The organism is Nitrosomonas sp. sh817 (assembly GCF_030908545.1).
Classification (GTDB): domain Bacteria; phylum Pseudomonadota; class Gammaproteobacteria; order Burkholderiales; family Nitrosomonadaceae; genus Nitrosomonas.
Genome location: NZ_CP133083.1, coordinates 2,360,661 through 2,379,882, shown reverse-complemented (window position 1 = coordinate 2,379,882; position 19,222 = coordinate 2,360,661). Strand labels below are relative to the sequence as shown.

At 50.2% G+C, this 19,222-nt stretch carries 18 protein-coding genes; 8 read left to right on the top strand and 10 right to left on the bottom strand.

Going from position 1 to position 19,222, the window contains the following annotated elements:
* The first annotated feature begins 10 nt into the window (after positions 1-10).
* Positions 11-442, top strand: a complete 432-nt coding sequence (locus RBH92_RS11200) for a GNAT family N-acetyltransferase (RefSeq protein ID WP_307932135.1) — start codon at positions 11-13, stop codon at positions 440-442.
* Between the two features lie 15 nt (positions 443-457).
* On the opposite strand, the gene RBH92_RS11195 is transcribed toward RBH92_RS11200, so the two are convergent.
* Positions 458-829, bottom strand: a complete 372-nt coding sequence (locus RBH92_RS11195) for a hypothetical protein (protein WP_307932134.1) — start codon at positions 827-829, stop codon at positions 458-460.
* Between the two features lie 126 nt (positions 830-955).
* Here RBH92_RS11195 and RBH92_RS11190 point away from each other — a divergent pair, with 126 nt between their 5' ends.
* Positions 956-1,324: a hypothetical protein gene (locus tag RBH92_RS11190; protein ID WP_307932133.1), complete on the top strand. Its 369-nt coding sequence runs from the start codon at positions 956-958 to the stop codon at positions 1,322-1,324.
* Positions 1,325-1,355: 31 nt separating this feature from the next.
* On the opposite strand, the gene RBH92_RS11185 is transcribed toward RBH92_RS11190, so the two are convergent.
* Entirely contained in the window at positions 1,356-2,903 is a 1,548-nt protein-coding gene (locus tag RBH92_RS11185; protein ID WP_307932132.1) for a M10 family metallopeptidase, read from the bottom strand.
* A 262-nt stretch (positions 2,904-3,165) separates the two neighbouring features.
* Between RBH92_RS11185 and RBH92_RS11180 the strand changes: the two genes are divergently transcribed.
* A complete protein-coding gene (locus tag RBH92_RS11180; RefSeq protein WP_307932131.1) occupies positions 3,166-3,675 on the top strand; it encodes a hypothetical protein in 510 nt (169 codons plus the stop codon).
* 72 nt (positions 3,676-3,747) lie between these two features.
* Positions 3,748-4,521 (top strand): hypothetical protein, encoded by a 774-nt coding sequence (locus tag RBH92_RS11175; RefSeq protein WP_307932130.1) that lies wholly within the window; start codon positions 3,748-3,750, stop codon positions 4,519-4,521.
* 135 nt (positions 4,522-4,656) lie between these two features.
* On the opposite strand, the gene phoB is transcribed toward RBH92_RS11175, so the two are convergent.
* Positions 4,657-5,385: a phosphate regulon transcriptional regulator PhoB gene (gene phoB / locus RBH92_RS11170; RefSeq protein ID WP_307932129.1), complete on the bottom strand. Its 729-nt coding sequence runs from the start codon at positions 5,383-5,385 to the stop codon at positions 4,657-4,659.
* Between the two features lie 323 nt (positions 5,386-5,708).
* Here phoB and RBH92_RS11165 point away from each other — a divergent pair, with 323 nt between their 5' ends.
* Positions 5,709-8,756, top strand: coding sequence for a DNA/RNA non-specific endonuclease (locus RBH92_RS11165; protein ID WP_307932128.1), 3,048 nt, complete (start codon positions 5,709-5,711; stop codon positions 8,754-8,756).
* Positions 8,757-8,837: 81 nt separating this feature from the next.
* Here the strand turns inward: RBH92_RS11165 and RBH92_RS11160 are convergent, their stop codons facing one another.
* From RBH92_RS11160 to RBH92_RS11130, 7 genes are all read right to left on the bottom strand, one after another.
* Positions 8,838-10,463: a formate--tetrahydrofolate ligase gene (locus tag RBH92_RS11160; protein WP_307932127.1), complete on the bottom strand. Its 1,626-nt coding sequence runs from the start codon at positions 10,461-10,463 to the stop codon at positions 8,838-8,840.
* A 172-nt stretch (positions 10,464-10,635) separates the two neighbouring features.
* On the bottom strand, positions 10,636-11,592 hold the full coding sequence (locus tag RBH92_RS11155) for a hypothetical protein (RefSeq protein ID WP_307932126.1): 957 nt from the start codon (positions 11,590-11,592) through the stop codon (positions 10,636-10,638).
* Between the two features lie 383 nt (positions 11,593-11,975).
* Positions 11,976-12,200 (bottom strand): hypothetical protein, encoded by a 225-nt coding sequence (locus tag RBH92_RS11150; protein WP_307932125.1) that lies wholly within the window; start codon positions 12,198-12,200, stop codon positions 11,976-11,978.
* Positions 12,197-12,454, bottom strand: coding sequence for a hypothetical protein (locus RBH92_RS11145; RefSeq protein ID WP_132427361.1), 258 nt, complete (start codon positions 12,452-12,454; stop codon positions 12,197-12,199). Before RBH92_RS11145 ends, RBH92_RS11150 begins: the two co-directional genes overlap by 4 nt.
* A gap of 53 nt (positions 12,455-12,507) precedes the next feature.
* The gene (gene fghA / locus RBH92_RS11140) at positions 12,508-13,350 is read right to left on the bottom strand and encodes an S-formylglutathione hydrolase (RefSeq protein WP_307932124.1); all 843 of its coding nucleotides are present in this window, start codon (positions 13,348-13,350) and stop codon (positions 12,508-12,510) included.
* Positions 13,351-13,352: 2 nt separating this feature from the next.
* Positions 13,353-14,459, bottom strand: coding sequence for an S-(hydroxymethyl)glutathione dehydrogenase/class III alcohol dehydrogenase (locus RBH92_RS11135; protein WP_307932123.1), 1,107 nt, complete (start codon positions 14,457-14,459; stop codon positions 13,353-13,355).
* Between the two features lie 5 nt (positions 14,460-14,464).
* Positions 14,465-14,965, bottom strand: a complete 501-nt coding sequence (locus RBH92_RS11130; RefSeq protein ID WP_307932122.1) for a low molecular weight protein-tyrosine-phosphatase — start codon at positions 14,963-14,965, stop codon at positions 14,465-14,467.
* Positions 14,966-15,112: 147 nt separating this feature from the next.
* On the opposite strand from RBH92_RS11130, the gene purB reads away from it, so the two are divergent.
* The 3 genes from purB (at position 15,113) to dnaK (ending at position 19,217) form a co-directional block, all read left to right on the top strand.
* Positions 15,113-16,492: an adenylosuccinate lyase gene (purB, locus tag RBH92_RS11125; protein WP_307932121.1), complete on the top strand. Its 1,380-nt coding sequence runs from the start codon at positions 15,113-15,115 to the stop codon at positions 16,490-16,492.
* A 122-nt stretch (positions 16,493-16,614) separates the two neighbouring features.
* Positions 16,615-17,208: a nucleotide exchange factor GrpE gene (gene grpE / locus RBH92_RS11120; protein ID WP_307932120.1), complete on the top strand. Its 594-nt coding sequence runs from the start codon at positions 16,615-16,617 to the stop codon at positions 17,206-17,208.
* A gap of 71 nt (positions 17,209-17,279) precedes the next feature.
* A complete protein-coding gene (dnaK, locus tag RBH92_RS11115; protein WP_307932119.1) occupies positions 17,280-19,217 on the top strand; it encodes a molecular chaperone DnaK in 1,938 nt (645 codons plus the stop codon).
* Positions 19,218-19,222: the final 5 nt, after the last annotated feature.

Sequence of the window (19,222 nt, the reverse complement as noted above, 5' to 3'; positions counted from 1 at the left end):
GGAGTCTGTTATGCATTCCACCGGTACGATACGGATTGTAAGCTGGAATCACGAAGCGCCTGCCTTACGCGCGATTCGCACGGCGGTATTCATTCAGGAGCAGCAGGTACCTGAAGCATTGGAATGGGACGAACTCGACGCGGTCAGTGTGCATGCGCTGGCGTTGGATGCTGCCGGACAACCGGTTGGTACTGCGCGGCTGTTACCGGATGGACACATCGGCCGCATGGCGGTGCTCAAACCATGGCGTGGACAAGGTTTTGGCGCGGCATTACTGCAAGTGCTTTTGGAAGAACTGCGGCAACGGCAGCAAAAGAAAGCGATGCTGAATGCGCAAACCTACGCTGTTCCGTTTTACCAAAAATTCGGTTTTAACGTTTGCAGCGAAGAATTTATGGATGCCGGCATACCTCATGTCAAAATGGAATTGCTGCTGGCGTGAATACGCAGCAAGCGGTTACTTCACCTCGGAATTTCCCCATTCACTGGCCAAAGCATCTGTAGCTTGTTTCCACTGATTGGCTGCTTGCTGGGCAGCCATTCTAGCGCGCTCCGATCTTGTTTTTGCAGCTTTGGCTTCTTGTTCGGCTTCCGCCAGCTTTTGTTTTGCGGTCGCCAGTTTTCTTTCAGCGAGCGCCGCGTCTTTTGTCAAAGCATCTGCGGATTTTCTTGCTTCCATCATTTTTTCATACGCGATACTGGCGTTTTTCTGCAATAACTCGATGGTATCCGCTTGCGCTGGCAATACCCACGAGACCAGTAACAATAGCATCGTGAAACTGGTAAAGCGGAGACGGTTGCAGGGAAATGGTTGTGTGTGACGATTCATTTTCATCATAGCCTATGAGTTTGAAAACTGGTTGAGTTGCTTGTCAGCATTTGAGTTAGGGTAAAATCAGTATAACAAAAAGCCATTATTCAGTGGCTATCTAACATTTAGAAAGGGGAGATGTCGATGTCATTTTTTTTCAGAGCCAGCATCACGATTGTTTTCAGTGTGGGATTGGGGTTGTTTGCGGCGCCGGTACTGGCAAGCTGCGAAGGTTGCTTGTGTCCGGGAGATCCTTGTAATCTGTGCCCGTTACCGGCGATGGAGAACGATCCGCCCAAAGCGAACGAGCCTGAAATATGCGCGCGCATCCGCGCCCGCGTTCCACCCACCTCAGCGCAACCCGGTTCCAATGAATATTTTCCCAGCCTGGATCAGTCAATCGCGGTTTGTGTCAATGAAGGCGGTGACGTGATACGGAACCGGTTACGCAATAACCCGGAATTTCCGTCGCGCTATTATTGCAAGCCGCCGGCGGTGATCAAACAGCAGTGAGTAGTGTGAACCGGTGACACTCAGTCAAACATTAACCGACTTCAATATACGTCAGTCCCGTTTGCACCAATCCGGTCAAGTTGATATTTTCCGCATTGGCAGCGCTTTCAGCGGCCAGCACGGTTAATCCGCCGGTTGAAATGTCATCTTCGTCAAGCATTTTGACGTATGGGGATTTTTCGCTGCCGGTCGGAAGTTCGCCGAACAGATTCAACCACAGCAGTGTGACAATTTTGTCGTGATCGGTCAGCCGGGTGGCATCAATGGCGAATTTTGCCAGTTGCTCATAACTTAATCCCTCATCGGCTTTGCCCAGCCCGATGCCGACGTAACCGGTGTTGTTGACGAAGGTTGCACCGAATACCGCGCCGATCAGTTTGGCGACTTCCCCGGCGTTGCCGTCGAGGTCGAGCGCCAGTCTGAGGTCGTCGAATGCTGCCCGCTCGATATTGACGAGCGTATCCTCGTTGCCAGGGTTGGTGTTTACCTTGACGGAGTAGCCGTTGCCGGTTTTATTCAATGTGACTTGGTTGCGCTGCGCTTCGATCCGGATCGTATCGATACCGGCGCCGCCATCCAGATTATTGCGGCTGCCGTTACCGATCAGGATATCGTTGCCTTGTCCGCCGATGGCATTCTCAATGGTCACTTTGTCGGCGATCCAGATATTCGGGATCGGTGAACCGCGATTAACGCCGTTAGCTTGCACGTAGACCGGTTGACCGATCAGCGATGGGCGGGTGGCGTTCAGATCAATCAAACTGGGCAACGAACCGGCGTAGTGAATCGTATCGGACGCGCCGCCGGCATCCCAAATGGTTTGATGGTACGTGTGCGCATCGTCGAACAGATAGGTATCGTTACCGGTATGAAAACCATTGTTGGGGCTGTATAGATATTGGATCGCCGCAATATCCAGCACCATCGGCGTGGTCGGATGAAAGGAAAAACCGTTGCCTTCGTCACCGTCCAGATTGGCGTAGGTATAGCTCATGATAGTATGGATGGTGTTATCCAGATCAGGCGGCAATGTAGCTTTCGCAGGATCATCAGGGTCTGCAAACGGGTGTTTCAGACCCAATGCGTGCCCCAGTTCGTGCAGAATCGTTTCAAATGACAAACTGCCAGGATTCCACTCTTCTTCATTGAGCCGGCTTTTGGTGTTGATCCAGATATCGCCGCCCAGCGGACTGTTGCTTGGCAGATAAGTCCACGCCAGCGTCAGTGAATCCGCTTCGATGGTGTACGCGGCGCGGATATCGCCGACATTGCCGGGAGACTCCGAGACCTGAACGAATCTCAAATTGATAACATTTGACCATTGTTGCAGCGCATTCACAAAATTGCTCTGATCGGAACTGGTCAGCGGCGCAAATGTGCTTCGCCAGGGTTCGCCGTCGCCGCTGACCGGACCGTAACCATTGGAATACGTAGACCAGAAAGCGGTACTGTTGCTCGATGGAAAACTGTAAGGAATGGACAGAACCGCCCAGCGCGCACCATTCAATAGCGCATCAATCGAGTTGATGCCGGAAAGACTGCGATTAATAGCGCCGCTGGAGAATAGGGGAGATGGCATAGGAAATCCTGATAATTAATCAAAAGCTGACAATAATATAACGAGAAATCGTTGATTCACCGGCAATTATTGTAATATTTGTTCTGAAAAATTCACGAATTCTTCTCATTGATCTCACAAAAAAATCATTTATAAAAGAACATAATGCGCGTGTATAGAAGTACGTCCGATTTTTGAAGGAATCGTCACTAGATTGGTGACATTCATTCAGTGTTCTGTGGACTTTGATCAGATCCCGTCTATTTTCTATAAGGAAAGCGCCATGATAGTCAAAAAAACGATGTTTTTGTTCTTTTCTTTACTCACATTCATATTGCTAAGTTCCAATGCCCAAGCTTTGCCAAGTTTTGCCCGTCAAACCGGTTATGCCTGCAGTGCTTGCCATGTGCAGTCGTTCGGACCTAATCTGACGTCGGTCGGTAGAAATTTTAAACTCAACGGCTATACTCAGACAGACGGTAAAAATAACAATCTCATTCCGTTGAGCGGCATGATCCGCGGTTCATTTACGCATACCCAAGAAGGTCAGGAGGGTGGCGCGGCGCCGCGTTTCGGCAGAAATGATAACGCAACTATCGACGAAGCGGCGGTATTTCTGGCGGGCCGCTTGACGTCGAAGATTGGTGCATTTGTTGAAGGAACCTATGATGGCGTTGAGAATATCGGCGTGCTCGATAATACCGAGATCCGCTTTGCTGATCATTTTGAAGTAGCGGGACAGAAAGTGGTATTCGGTTTGACGACGAATAACAATCCGACCGTTTCCGATTAATGGAATACCACACCGACTTGGGGATTTCCGTGGAGTTCATCGCCGCTTGCACCGGCTCAATCGGCTGCAACATTGATTGAATCGCTCGGTTCGCAAGTGATCGGCGCAACCTCGTATATGATGCTGAACAATATTCTTTATGTCGAAGCGGGCGGTTACACCAGCTTAGCGAAGAACGCGCAAAAGGGCATCAGCGTATTTGATCCGGAACAATCCCGTTTGAGCGGCGGCGCGCCGTACTGGCGAATTGCACTGCAGAAAGACTGGAGCGGGCATTACGGCGCGATCGGCACTTTCGGCATGCACGGCGATGTCAGTCCGCAACGAATTACGACTGCCGGCACGGATCGCTACGATGACATTGGCTTCGATCTGACATATCAATATCTGGGAAATCCAGTTCATATCTACGAGTTTACCGCGACTTATCTGCGCGAGAACCGCAACATGAACGCCAGTTCGGCTTTAGGATTGGCGGATAAAATCAAAAGCAATCTCGATACCGTACGTATTAGAGCCGGTTACACGTATCAGCAAACGTACGGTTTGAATCTGTTTTATAACCAAACGACCGGAACGGCTGATACGTTCATTTACGGCTTTGGCGATCCGATCAGCGGCAGCCGGACAGGCAGCCCGTTAAGTCAGGCATTCATCGCAGAAGCCAGCTTTACGACGTTTGGTAAATCTAATAATTCGGTAATGAGTACTTTCGTTAATCTGCGGCTGGCAGTGCAGTACGTTCATAATTTCAAATTTAATGGCAGCGTTCACAATTACGATGGATTTGGCCGCAATGCTGTCAATAATGATGCGGTTTATTTCAATGCTTGGATGGCTTTCTAACGGCCTATGACGATTGGATCTCACGAATAATTGCGCTACCGGAAATTTGCGCGCCGAATTTCCGGTACATGGCCTGCCTTTCTGGTGCAAGCCATACTCAGAGGAAAATGTTGCGGATACTGATCCGGCATTCAATTACTGCAGTGTTTCTTCCTCTTGTTCAACCGAAAAGCGATAGCCCGTGCCGCGCACGGTTTGCACCAGATTCTCTTTTCCAACCTTCTCCAGGATCTTGCGTAACCGGCGGATATGCACGTCGACGGTGCGGTCCTCGATGAACACATGATCGCCCCAAACGCGATCGAGCAATTGCGCGCGCGTATGAACACGTTCTTTGTGCGCCATCAGGAAATGCAGTAAACGGAATTCAGTCGGGCCAAGTGAAATTTCCGCCATCTTGGATGGCTCGTCAACTGCGGCGGCATGCACACGGTGCGTTACCGGATCAAGTTTCAAGCCGCCGATGTCGATGATTTCATCCGACATTTCCGGCAACCGGCGGCGCAGTACCGCTTTGATGCGAGCGAGTAATTCCCGTGGCGAAAACGGTTTGGTGATGTAGTCGTCGGCGCCGGCGTCCAGTCCGGCGATTTTGTCGCTTTCCTGCACGCGCGCGGTGAGCATGATGATCGGAATCGCTTTGGTGCGATCCTCGCGCCGCAATTTTTTCGCGAATTCCAATCCGCTCATGTCCGGCAGCATCCAATCAAGCAAAACCAGATCCGGTAAAACGTTATTGACCATCTTCTTGGCTTGTTCGGCATCGCTCGCGCATAGCACAATATGCCCCGCTTTCTTAAGATTCAGCGCGATCAATTCCTGAATTGCAAGTTCGTCTTCAACAACGAGTATGGTGACAGCCATTAACGACTCCCTAGTTACTGCGGTTACGAGATGCTGCAATCATATAAAGAATGCGTTACATATTTATGACAATATGATGAAGGAAATATTATTTGTCATGAGCCAAGCAAGAATGCCAGCGATCCATCCGCATGGCGCGCGTGATTTGAAAGAAAAAGGATGCGGTCGTCAGGAAATCTGAAAATTGCTCGGACAGCGGCATGCAGTCCGGGTTAGATTTTTTCTTACGCGCGATACTTATCGCATTCAATGATGCGGTCCTTATTGATCACTATCAATGATAAGATACTCAACGTATATGACGATCTTCAAGCTTTTTTCCGATGAAAACCTCGCTTGTTAATCACAAGAAGGCTGAGTCCCCGGTTGATGCAAAACGGGAACCTAAGTTACCGGCGGAATCCACGGTGAGCGTTCAGCGCCCGGAATCGCTGGCGCTGAATGACTTGCATACTGCTATCAACGCCAGCCCGCGGGTTCAACAACTGAAGAGACAATCCCAACGGTTCAATAGCCGCTTGCCGGTAAGAATTCAAAAAAAATCGGATTCTCCAACCATTGGCAAAGTCGCACAGCGGAATTTTGATACGACGGTAGCCACCTTGCATCCTATGACCGGGAAACCGGTTGTTCTGAATTTGTTTGATAATATCAACGGAATTTATCAATATACCGGCACCATTACCTTCTTTTTCAAACCATCCGCCAACGAGTATTTTGACTCAAACCGGAAATCCATTCCGGGGCCAGCCGACTTTGACGAAGACAAAGCAGCCGTTAATCCTACTGTGGGTGGAAGTAATGCGTTTCGTGGATTGAAATTCACCGTCGATAGCGCCAATCGTGTGATTGGCGCCGAAGGAAATATCTATAAGAGCGGCACCACTGCCGAGAGCGGCCGTTCGTCGGATGCCCAATCCGGCGCATGGGATCATGTGCAAGGTATCCATCGCCGCATGTTCAGACCACTTAAGGAATTTAACGGTGGACACATCATTGCGCATCATTTCGGCGGCTCACCGGGGACCGATAATATGGTGCCGATGGAAAAAAACTATAACCAAAACGGCAGCTATAAACAATTTGAGAATGATTTGGACGAGGCGTTGAAAAATGCTAATCCGTTATCCATTAACATTCAGGTTAGCTATGCTACCGATTTTGACGACTTGATGGATCAATTGGTGAAGAAAGATGATGCCGATAAACGCACTGATATCAAGAATGATCCTGCAACCAATAGCATGATCATGCGAACCTTGGGGCGCATTCCCAAAACAATCCATGTTGTATCGCTGACCGATTCGAGCTTGAGCAGCGTCGCAATAACCGACCCGGACAGCCCCATGGATTCCTTGGAAGGAACCATTCCCAAAAACTTCAGCACCGATACAATCTTGCTCGAAAAATTTAGCAAAGTAGGTAAGGGGCGGGAAGGTGAAGGTACTTCCAAAACTTTTAAGCCATTTGAAAAATCCTATGGCCCGAAAAAAGGCGAATCGATTGCTAAGGACAAGACCTATCAATCGGATTATCAATCTTTATATGGTGCACTGCCGAAACCGGGAATTACGGAGTATTTGCCCGGAAATAATGGATTAGCAGGCGGCGTGCGGGCCTATATCTGGATGGATCCCATGGGGATCTACAATCGTTTCGGCGGTAGCGATACGATTGATACCGTCGATCCGCAGGGGAGTGACTGGGCTCATCTGCGCAAAGCTGTGCATGCGAACACCAGGGGCGGAAAGATTTATAAAAAAGGACACTTGCTTAATGCGGGGTTACACGGGCCTGGTGCGGATTCACGCAATTTATTGCCGATCACGACGCGCGCCAATGGCGAGATGTCGCGCAACTTTGAAGAGATTGTCAAGAAATCGGAGGCATTGATTAACCCTCAGAAAGGGGTGCTCTGGGAAACCCGTACCGGTGGCGGTAATGTGACACGCCCATTCGGCTGGGATCGGTATGCGGCCAGCCTGCAAAATTCCGCCAAGTTATTTGATGAAGAAGCAAAGCTTCCGCAGTATCTTGATTGCAGTGCCTGGGAAGCGATTCAATATCATGGCGGATTGCAAAAAGGCCGTTCGATCGCATCCTATCGCGCTTGGAACGGTCATCCGGGAGATCCCAACGGAGAGTTGGGTAAAACCCTGGCAAGTAATCAAGCCAACGATACTGGAATTGCTAATACGATCAAACAAGGCAATAACAATGTGACAGGACATGCTGTCGTGCCTTTGCCGGCGGATGCATCCGAGGCTTATGGAAAAGGCTACCAAATGGACGGTAACTGGTTGTTGTTGAATCCCGGAAAACAGAATGATTTTCTCGAAGGACTAGGCGACCGGGCATTTGATACCGGATTTGCGCAGCAGCCGAAGCCCGATCAATCCGGATGGTCACTATTGGCAATCCAAACATACGACAAGCATTACCTCAAAGGACAGCAAAAATACAGCCATGCCCACGGTCTGCATGACGATGTTCATGCGCCGGTCAATCCCAGTCAAGTCTTGGCTGACAGCTATAATCAAGGCCGTTATGACCGTGGCCGGGCGATTGGTAAATTACTGGGCGATCAACCCGACAAAGCGCACAATAACGATTTAATACAAGAGGGGTATTTCGACGGTCTTTATGTTCGCGGGAAGCAAGATGCATCCGAAGGAAAGAATGCGGCCAGCAATAAGCAAGACTATCTTAAAGGTTATTGGAAAATCTATCAAAACAAAGCTTACGATCATGGTTACGATTGTGATCCCTTGCCGCCAAACATGATCGACCCCTATGCGGCAAAATTTGAATCCGCCTATCGCGAGGGCCAGGATGCGCGAGGATTTCACGATGGCTACGATATTAAACCGTCATTGGATAACCAACTCCAGGAATATTATCTTGGTCGGGAAGAAGGGCTTGAAAAACGCGGTTATGAAGACGGCTACGATCTGGAAGACGAAGCCAGCGACGAACAAGACTATACCAAGGGCTATTATGACGGAGTTTTAGAACGCGGTAAGGATGATGGCTATAACGCTGAAGATGAAGCCAGTCAGGATGACGTGTATTTAGAAGGTTACTCGCAAGGTGCGCATGCGTTGAGTCAGGATGAAGGTTACGATTTGATACCGCATTATGAAACAAGCTATATTACCGATCAAAACGACAGCCATACGCAAGCGTATTCGCAAGGGATGTATGAACGCGGCAAAGATGATGGTTATAATCTGGTGGCAAGAGAATCCAATAACATGACATACCGGAACGGATACGAAATGGGGTTGTTCGAACGCGGACAATCCGATTCCGAGGAGGGAGGAATGCGCATGAGCAACGAGAAAAGCTATCTGGACGGGTATGGTGGTTAACGGATGGCTCTGGATTAATACCGCTTAGCGCTGCACAGCAGCTTCAGACTTTAATCGCTTTTTGTTCTTTTTAATAAACATTCAAATACCGGTAATATCGCCATCGTCGCTCAAGTCGATGCGATGCGCAGCCGGATCGTGCGGCAGTCCCGGCATGGTGACGATATCGCCGGTCATGACCAGCAAATAGCCCGCACCGGCAGCGATGCGTATCGCTTCCACAGGCAACGGGAATCCCTCGGGGTGGCCGATTTTGGCGGGGTCACTGCTGAGGGATAAATGGGTTTTGGCGATGCACACCGGCAACCGGTCGTAACCTAATGTGCGGATTCGTTCCAGGTCTTTTTTGGCTGTCCGGCTGAGCTCGACTTCGCTAGCACCGTAAATGGTGCGGGCAACAGCCGCAATCTTTTCTTCGGGTGAATCGTTCAGATCGTACAAATAACGTACGGGCGGTTGCGGCCGGGTGGCTGCGGCGATCACCGCGTGCGCCAGCGCTTCGGCTCCGCAACCTCCATCGGCGAAACCGGTGAAAATAGCGGTACTCAATCCAAGCTCAGCGCAGTACTGTTCGATAAGGCTTAGTTCGTTGCCGGTATCGCCCGTGAAGCGATTGACGGCGATGACCGGTTCAAACCCGAAAGCCCGCACGCTTTGCACGTGATGTTCCAAATGCGCCAAGCCGCGCTCGATTTCTGCGATACTGCCGAGCCGGGAAGGATCGCCGCCGCCATGCACCCGCAACGCCCGCGTGGTGACGACCAGCACCACTACGCTCGGCCATAACCCTGAACTGCGGCATTTCAGATCGAAGAATTTCTCCGCGCCCAGGTCGAAACCGAAGCCTGCTTCCGTCACCACCCAATCAGCGCAGGCCGCAGCAGTCTTGGTGGCGATTACACTGTTGCAGCCGTGCGCGATATTGCCGAAAGGGCCGCCGTGCACGAAGGCCGGTACGCCTTCGGTGGTTTGCACCAAATTCGGCAGTATCGCATCGTGCAGCAAAGCCGCCATTGCGCCGGTCGCTTGGAGGCTTTGCGCCGTGACCGGATTGCCGGAACGATCGAATCCGACCAGGATACGCCCCAATCGCGTTTTAAGATCGGCGAGATCTTCAGCCAGACAGAGAATAGCCATGACTTCGGAAGCCGCGGTAATGTCGAACCCGGTTTCGCGCGGCACACCGTTGAGTCGTCCGCCCAACCCGATCACCGCTTGCCGCAGCGAACGGTCATTCATATCCAGCACGCGGCGCCAAAACACCTGACGATGCTCCAGATCCAAGCCGCTGCGGAAATGCACAGCGTTGTCGAGCAAAGCGGCGAGCAAGTTGTGCGCCGCACCGACGGCATGCAGATCACCGGTGAAATGCATATTGATGCGCGTCGACGGCTCAAGCTGGCAACGTCCGCCACCGGCGCCGCCGCCTTTAATACCGAAAATCGGCCCCAAAGACGGCTCACGCAACGCCAGGGCAACCTGCTGCCCGATACGCGCTAGACCCTGTGCCAAACCGATCGAAACCGTTGTTTTCCCCTCGCCGGTGCGCGTCGGATTGATTGCCGAAACCAGCACGATTTTGCCTTTTGGTTGTGTACCTTTTTTCGGCAAAGCACCCAACCGCAGTTTGGCCATGTGTTCACCGAACAGCATGAAGTTGTCCGGTTGCAAGTTAAGCGTTGCCGCGATATCTACTATGGGGTGCATTTAATTATTTCACTCTGAGCTTTTAATCTCTTTCGGGTTTAATTTCGCATCTACTAGAGCGCAAGTAGGGAGGGAACTAGTAATTTGAAGAGTGTATTTAGTACATTGCAGATTACAGTGAGATGTTTTATCTAAAATAAATAACGAGGAATCTCAATTACTATGCGGTACTTTAAGAGTCGGCAAAGTGATTTATTAATGGATAAAAATTAAGCTTACGATCATTCCAATCGTAACAGGCATAGTACAATTTGAGATTGTAAGTTTCTCGCAGGAATGAAATATACAATCGATCATCAGGCAGTGCTACAGCATCTCCAGCAACAACGAGATATAGCTTCTCATTGTGATTTGGGTAATGAGCATATTCCAGTAATTGGCCCAAGGCTTCGCGGATGCATCTTTTTACTGAGGATGCAGCTTTAACCTCGAAGATAAATTGTATGTCCTCTATCTTTACAGAGAGATCAATCCAGTTTTTTTCGTAGTCAACATCCGGGAAGTTTGTTTTCAGAAGTGTATGAATAGTATTCTGTAAACGATCATGCTTTGGATCTTGGGTTGTCGCGGGCACACTACGACGTAATCTTTGGTCTACTTTCTTCTGATTTGTCGAGCTGCATCTTGCGGCGGGTGGTTTTATTAGTTCTAGAAATTTATCAGTACTATCCACTTTGTATGAAAGATAGCGGGGATAAGTTTTTGAGAACAACTTTTGCTCTTTAAATGGTTCAGGAGGATCCAAAACCTCGCAGTCTTTTGGGTAAAAGCGAATGTTCACTATGTTCGTGGCAAGTGCATCTCTAATCTTATCCCCAGAAATCTTTAGCCTTTCGAGGTCAGCGCCCATCGCCTGGAGAATGTTGGCATTGCTAAGTTTCTTTACAACCTCGGTGGCCTCGGTCTCAGTGAGGACAATAGCTGATGCAATTCGACCAACCTTGCACCACAGGCCATCGGGATTCTTTGTATAGAGTAGAATCTCTATGTCTTGCCCTGCTAATTTTCTGCGTGACTTGGAGATAGCTTGGATGAAACCCACTCGATGTCCATCTACGAGGCACTCATGATTGAATAACCACTCCTCGTGGCCAAATCGATTTTCAGCGACGTATGAGCCTTTCTCCAAGCGAGATGCTTCGTCGGTTGGTCTTCGCCACCCCTCACTATTCCAGCATAGGCGACACAGCAATGTAGTCATAGAATGGGCATTTAACTAGGAATTAAACATCTGAAATAAAAAATATATTGAGTCAATAATGAAATTTAATACGTTAATGTCTCTGGTATTTCTTTAAACAAACTTTCGCATAAAAATACACACATTGCTCACAGTAGATGATAAGAGATCATGACAGCGCATCCCGATGATACTTCAAATGCTCCCCAATAAACATGCTGATAAAGTAACCCGTAAGGCGTAAGCCCGTCAGGGTGTTCAGCCGTTTTCAACATTAGGCTATATTTATGTTTTTGGCGGAACGCCTTACCAGACTTCCGCCCTACAAACTACTAAGCATGCGCAGAAATAACTCGTTCAACAACATTATCTGGTAACGATATGCAAGTAAAAGCCGCAGCCGGGTATAAATAATCTTCCCCCGATTCATCGATGACGCGAATTTGCGCGTGCTTTTCCGCATCGGCATCAGGTAGCACTTCGTATAGCTTGCGGATTTCAAGCGATACTTCATAGCCGCGATTGTCAGTGCAAATTGCAAATTGATGTTTACTCATGATGTTATATCCCTATAACGTTTGATTTTGAACTCACGCTTGCCGATACCGGCCGCTTCATACCAATGAATCTCGGCTTCCCGGATTGATCCGTCATGCAAACGAACCATCGCGTTACCTTTGCGTTTGCGCCAATTGCCCGGGCCATGAATTTTTCGAAGCCGGTTTATCTCCCGGATACCGGAACCGCGAGCAATTGTTTCGGAGTGTTTGATTTCGCCGATAATTTCAAAGTCCATACGAAATTCTAGCATAACGAACTAAAGCTACTCAGTTGTTTATAGGCATAAATGTAATTAAATGAATGCTAACCAAGCTTCTCTCGATGATACTTCAAATGCTCCCCAACAAACGTGCTGATAAAGTAATAGCTGTGATCGTATCCTTGATGATAACGCAGCGTCAGCGATTGACCGGCATCGCCGCAGGCTTGTTCCAGTGCTTCGGGGAAGAGCTGTGTGGTTAGGAATTGGTCATTGAATCCCTGATCGACGAGTAGATCGGGTACGCGGTGTCCGGCTTGGAGCAATGCGGTGGTGTCGTAGGGTTGCCAGTCTTGCTGGTTGTCGCCGAGGTAGTTGCTGAATGCTTTCTGTCCCCACGGGCAGCGCATTGGCGCGCAGATCGGCGCGAAGGCGGAGACTGAGCGGAACAGTTCGGGGTAGCGCAGCGCTAAGGTCAATGCGCCGTGGCCGCCCATCGAATGGCCGGAAATGCCGATGCGGTTCGGATCGGCGGGGAATTGTTCGACGATGATTTGGCGCAATTCCTGTGTGATGTAACTTTCCATGCGGTAGTGTTGCGACCAGGGCGCTTGCGTTGCGTCGAGATAAAATCCCGCACCGGCGCCGAAATCCCAGGCGTCGGTTTCGCCGGGAATGCCGGTTTGGCGCGGACTGGTGTCCATCGATACCAGCATCAGGCCGAGCTCGGCGGCGTAGCGTTGCGCACCGGCTTTAATCATGAAGGTTTCTTCGGTACAGGTCAGTCCAGCCAGAAAAAACAGTACCGGAACGCGTTGCTGTTCGGCTTGTGGCGGTTGATACACCGAGAAGCGCATCGGCAGACCGATGACTGTGGAGGGATGCTGGTAATAGCCCTGGATACCGCCGAAGCAGTGATGCAGGCTGCGGGTTTCGAGTGTCGTCACGATCAGTAAATCACTACGGAGCGGATCGATTCACCAGCTTTCATCAGGCGGAAGCCTTCGTTGATGTTGTCTAGCGTCAGCGTGTGCGTGATCAGCGAATCGATGTCGATTTTGCCTTCCATGTACCAATCGACGATTTTCGGCACGTCGGTGCGGCCGCGCGCGCCACCGAACGCGGAGCCTTCCCATTTGCGTCCGGTGACGAGCTGGAACGGGCGTGTGCTGATTTCCGCGCCGGCTTCGGCGACGCCGATGATGATGCTGCGTCCCCAGCCTTTGTGCGTGCACTCCAGCGCTTGGCGCATGACTTTGGTGCTGCCGATGCATTCAAAACTATAATCCGCGCCGCCATCGGTCAGTTGCACCACGGCGTCGACGATGTTGGGCACGTCGTTCGGGTTGATGAAATGCGTCATGCCGAATTTGCGCGCCATCGCTTCGCGTTCGGGATTGATATCGATACCGATGATTTTGTCCGCGCCGACCATGCGCGCGCCTTGAATCACGTTCAAGCCGATGCCGCCCAGACCGAACACCGCGACATTCGCGCCAGCTTCGACTTTGGCGGTGTAGATCACCGCGCCGATGCCGGTGGTGACGCCGCAGCCGATGTAACACACTTTATCGAACGGCGCGTCTTCGCGGATTTTCGCCAACGCGATTTCGGGCACGACAGTGTAATTGGAGAAGGTGGAAGTGCCCATGTAATGAAACAGCGGTTTGCCGCCGATGGAAAAACGCGAGCTGCTGTCCGGCATCAAGCCTTTGCCTTGGGTGCTGCGAATGGCCTGACATAAATTGGTTTTTTTCGACAGGCAGAACTTACACTCGCGGCATTCCGGCGTGTACAGCGGAATGACGTGGTCGCCCTTGCGCAGCGATTTGACGTTCGGGCCGACGTCGACCACCACGCCCGCGCCTTCATGGCCGAGAATGGCGGGGAACAAACCTTCCGGATCGGCGCCCGATAGTGTGTAGTAATCGGTGTGGCAGATGCCGGTGGCTTTGATTTCGACCAGCACTTCGCCGGATTTGGGGCCTTCCAAGTCGATTTCTTCGACGGTTAACGGTTCGCCTGCTTTCCAGGCGACGGCAGCTTTTGTTTTCATGGGAATTATCCTTGTTGTGTTGGGGTGTTGCGCAAATGTTCCAGCAGGCCTTGGCTGGCTTCTTCGACCATATCCAGCACCAGCTCGAATCCTTGCTGCCCGCCGAAATACGGGTCGGGCACTTCGGTATCGTCTTCGTAGCTTTCGCCGTATTTCATGAATAAATGAATCTTGCCGTGATGGTGGCGCGGACTGCGTTGCAGCAGCAGTTGCAGATTCTCTTTATCCATCGCCAGAATATAATCGAATTCGTCAAAATCGTCCGATTCCACCGCTCTCGCGCGCAAATCGTCCATTTTGTAGCCGCGCTTCAACGCGGTGCGTTGCGAGCGTTCATCCGGCGGGTTGCCGATATGGTACGCGTGCGTTCCAGCGGAATCGACCTCGATCAAATGATCCACGCCAGCGTTTTTGACATGGTGACGGAACACCGCATCGGCGGTCGGCGAACGGCAAATATTGCCCATGCAGACAAACAATATCCTGATTTTCTTTTGAGTGTTCATGCGTGTTTTTTGGTGACAGCGATTATTAATTGTAATGGCCGTTATTTTACACGGCTATGAACGCAAGAACAGTGCGCAGCCGCTGAATACCATCTGCAACAACGGGCAAGCGTGATAAAATCCGCGCTTCAATTACCCTTAATCATTATGAATTTTTCTGCTATTACCGCGCTTTCACCGTTGGATGGGCGTTATCACAGCAAAGTCGAATCATTGCGGCCGTATTTCAGTGAATTCGCGTTGATCCGTTATCGTGTGCAAGTCGAGATTGCCTGGCTGAAAGCGCTCGGCGCTGAACCCGCCATTACCGAGGTACCGCCTTTCTCAACAGAAACCAATGCACGTCTGGATGAGTTGCTCACTAATTTTTCGGTGGCGGATGGCGAAGCCATCAAGGCAATTGAAGCTATTACCAATCATGACGTGAAAGCCGTTGAGTATTGGCTGAAACAAACGCTCAGCGATAATGCGGAAGTTACGAACGTCGCGGAATTCATTCATTTTGCCTGCACCTCGGAAGATATCAACAATCTGTCGCACGGCTTGATGCTCAAAACTAGCTTGCAGCATGCGATGCTGCCGGCATTGACCGCGATTATTGCTAAACTGATCGAGTTGGCGCAGCAATTGGCGGAAATACCCATGCTTGCGCGCACGCACGGACAGCCGGCGTCGCCGACGACGCTTGGAAAGGAAATGGCGAATTTCGCCTATCGGCTGCAACGCGCGAAGAAACAACTCGAAGCGGCCGCCATTCTGGGCAAGATCAATGGCGCTATCGGCAATTACAATGCGCATTTATCCGCTTACCCGCATTTGGATTGGGAAAGGTTTGCGCGATCGTTCGTGGAGCAATTGGGACTGGAATTCAATCCGTACACCACGCAGATCGAGCCGCATGACACCATGGCCGAACTGTTTGATGCTTACGCCAGAATTAACACCATTTTGCTCGATCTGAACCGGGATATTTGGGGCTATATTTCGCTTGGTTATTTCAAGCAAAAAACCAAGGAAAACGAAGTGGGTTCTTCGACCATGCCGCACAAAGTCAACCCGATCGATTTTGAAAATTCCGAAGGTAATCTTGGCATTGCCAACGCTCTGTTGCGCCATTTGAGCGAGAAATTGCCGGTTTCCCGCTGGCAGCGGGATTTAACCGATTCAACGGTGTTGCGTAATATGGGCGTTGCATTAGGTCATACCTTGCTGGCATACGATTCCTGCATCAAGGGTTTGAATAAACTGGATGTCAACATTGTGCAGATCCTGGAAGATCTGGATAACACCTGGGAAATTTTGGCCGAGCCGATTCAAACGGTAATGCGGCGTTATGGTGTCGCTAATCCGTATGAGCAACTGAAAGCGTTGACGCGCGGCAAAAGCGGCATTACCCGGGAAACGTTGCATCAATTCATCGCGCAAATCAATATTCCCGAAGCGGAGAAAGAACGCTTATTGGCATTAACGCCCCGCAACTATATCGGCAAGGCCAGTGAACTGGCCGCCGCGATCAAAACGGAATAGATTGGATGGTGTAACGTGTTGAACTGGAACGATGAAAAGGAATTCGTTCAGAAATTTCTGTTTTTGACTTGAAATTTTAAACGATGACCCCAACATGGGTTGCACAGTTACTAGGAGGAACGATGCAAAGTCCAGAAAATCCACAAAATACGGCAGGTAGTCAAGCCGAATTAGCAGAAAACGCACAAGAAAATAAAATTCCGGGTATAACCGACGATCCCACCATCTCGACGGGGGGAGTCAGCGCAGCGCAACCGGATTACGAACAGCTGCTGAAAGAAGCGGAAATTAAAGCCGCAGAGCATCATGATGCGTGGATACGCGCCAAAGCGGAAACCGAGAATATCCGTAAACGCGCGCAAAGCGATGTTGCGAATGCGCATAAATACGCGGTTGAAAATTTCTCGGCTGAATTGCTGAATGTGATGGATAGCTTGGAAGCCGCGTTGGCGGTGGAAAATGCGACCGTGGAGAATTATAAAAACGGCATGGAGTTGACGAAAAGACAACTGATGACCGTTTTTGAAAAATTCAGCATAAATGCTATTGATCCCAAAGGTGAGAAATTCGACCCGCATCAGCATCAAGCCATGTGCATGGTGGATTCCGAACTATCTCCCAATACCGTGGTGCAGGTTATGCAAAAAGGCTATAAGCTGCATGAACGAATCATCCGTCCGGCGCTGGTGTCGGTTTCTAAAGCCAAAGATACTTGAATTTTTGACAGATATCTCCATTTACCAATCAATTTACAAGCAGAATCAATTTCAGAAAAGGATCTATTAATATGGCAAAGATTATCGGTATCGATTTAGGAACGACCAATTCTTGCGTAGCCGTGATGGAAAACGGCAAGCCTAAAGTCATTGAGAACTCGGAAGGCACGCGGACGACCCCATCGATTGTGGCTTATACCGAAGAAGGGGAAATCCTGGTGGGCGCTTCGGCAAAACGTCAGGCAATTACCAATCCGAAAAATACCCTATTTGCAGTCAAGCGGTTGATTGGACGCCGTTTTGATGAAGACATGGTGCAACGCGACATTAAGATGGTGCCTTACAGCATTGTCCGCGCGGATAACAACGATGCCTGGGTTGAAGTGCGTGGCAAAAAAATCGCTCCGCCGGAAGTATCGGCGCAAGTATTGATGAAAATGAAGAAAACCGCCGAGGATTATCTGGGTGAACCGATAACCGAGGCAGTCATTACTGTTCCAGCGTATTTTAACGATTCGCAACGGCAAGCTACCAAAGATGCCGGACGGATCGCGGGCTTGGAAGTGAAACGGATTATCAACGAACCGACCGCCGCGGCGCTGGCTTTCGGTCTGGATAAAAAGGAAGGTGATCGCAAAATCGCGGTTTATGACCTCGGTGGCGGTACTTTTGATATTTCCATCATTGAAATCGCTGAGATCGAAGGCGAGCATCAGTTCGAAGTATTGGCAACAAATGGCGATACTTTCCTCGGCGGTGAGGATTTCGACTCGCGCGTCATCGAATATCTGGTCGATGAATTTAAGAAAGAAAACGGCATCGACCTGAAGAAGGATATGCTGGCATTGCAACGCCTGAAAGATGCGGCTGAGAAAACCAAAATCGAGTTGTCGTCCAGCCAGCAAACCGAAGTCAATTTACCGTACATCACGGCCGATGCTTCCGGACCCAAACATTTGGCGGTCAAAATAACCCGCGCGAAATTGGAAAGCCTGGTGGAAGATTTGATCGAGCGTACCGCGGGACCGTGCCGCACGGCGCTCAAAGACGCTGGTTTGAGCGCATCGGAAATTGACGATGTGATTCTGGTCGGCGGACAGACCCGCATGCCGAAAGTACAAGACAAGGTGAAAGAAATTTTTGGTAAGGAGCCGCGCAAAGACGTGAATCCCGATGAAGCGGTTGCTGTCGGCGCAGCCATTCAAGGCGGTGTGTTGCAAGGTGATGTCAAGGACGTGTTGTTGCTCGATGTGACACCGTTATCCCTGGGGATTGAGACGCTGGGCGGTGTGATGACCAAGCTGATTCACAAAAATACCACGATCCCGACCAAAGCGCAGCAAGTGTTTTCTACCGCGGAAGACAGCCAAACCGCTGTTACCATTCACGTTTTGCAAGGCGAACGCGAGATGGCGTCCGGCAATAAAAGCCTGGGGCAATTCAATTTGAGCGATATTCCACCGGCGCCGCGCGGCATGCCGCAAATCGAAGTGACGTTTGATATCGATGCCAATGGCATTTTGCACGTATCCGCGAAAGATAAAGCGACCGGCAAGGAAAACAAGATCAAGATCCAAGCCAGTTCCGGTTTGTCGGATGATGAGATCGAACGCATGGTCAAAGATGCGGAAGCGCATGCGGAAGAGGACCATAAAGCAATGGAATTGGTGTCCGCCCGTAATCAATGTGATGCAATGATTCACTCGGTCAAGAAATCTTTGAAAGAGCATGGCGATCAACTGGGCGGAGATGAAAAAGCCAAGATTGAATCGGCATTAAAAGAAGCGGAAGATGTTCTTAAGACCGATAACAAGGAAGCCATTGAGGCGAAAACTCAGGCGTTGACCGAAGCTGCGCATAAATTGGCCGAGAAAATGTATCAACAACACGATCAGGCAGGTCAGCAAGCGCAACAACCGGGTGCTGGCGCTTCTTCAAACCAAAGCGAAAAACCGGTCGAAGGTGAGGTTGTGGATGCGGAGTTCGAGGAAGTTAAAAACAAGAAATAGTTGTC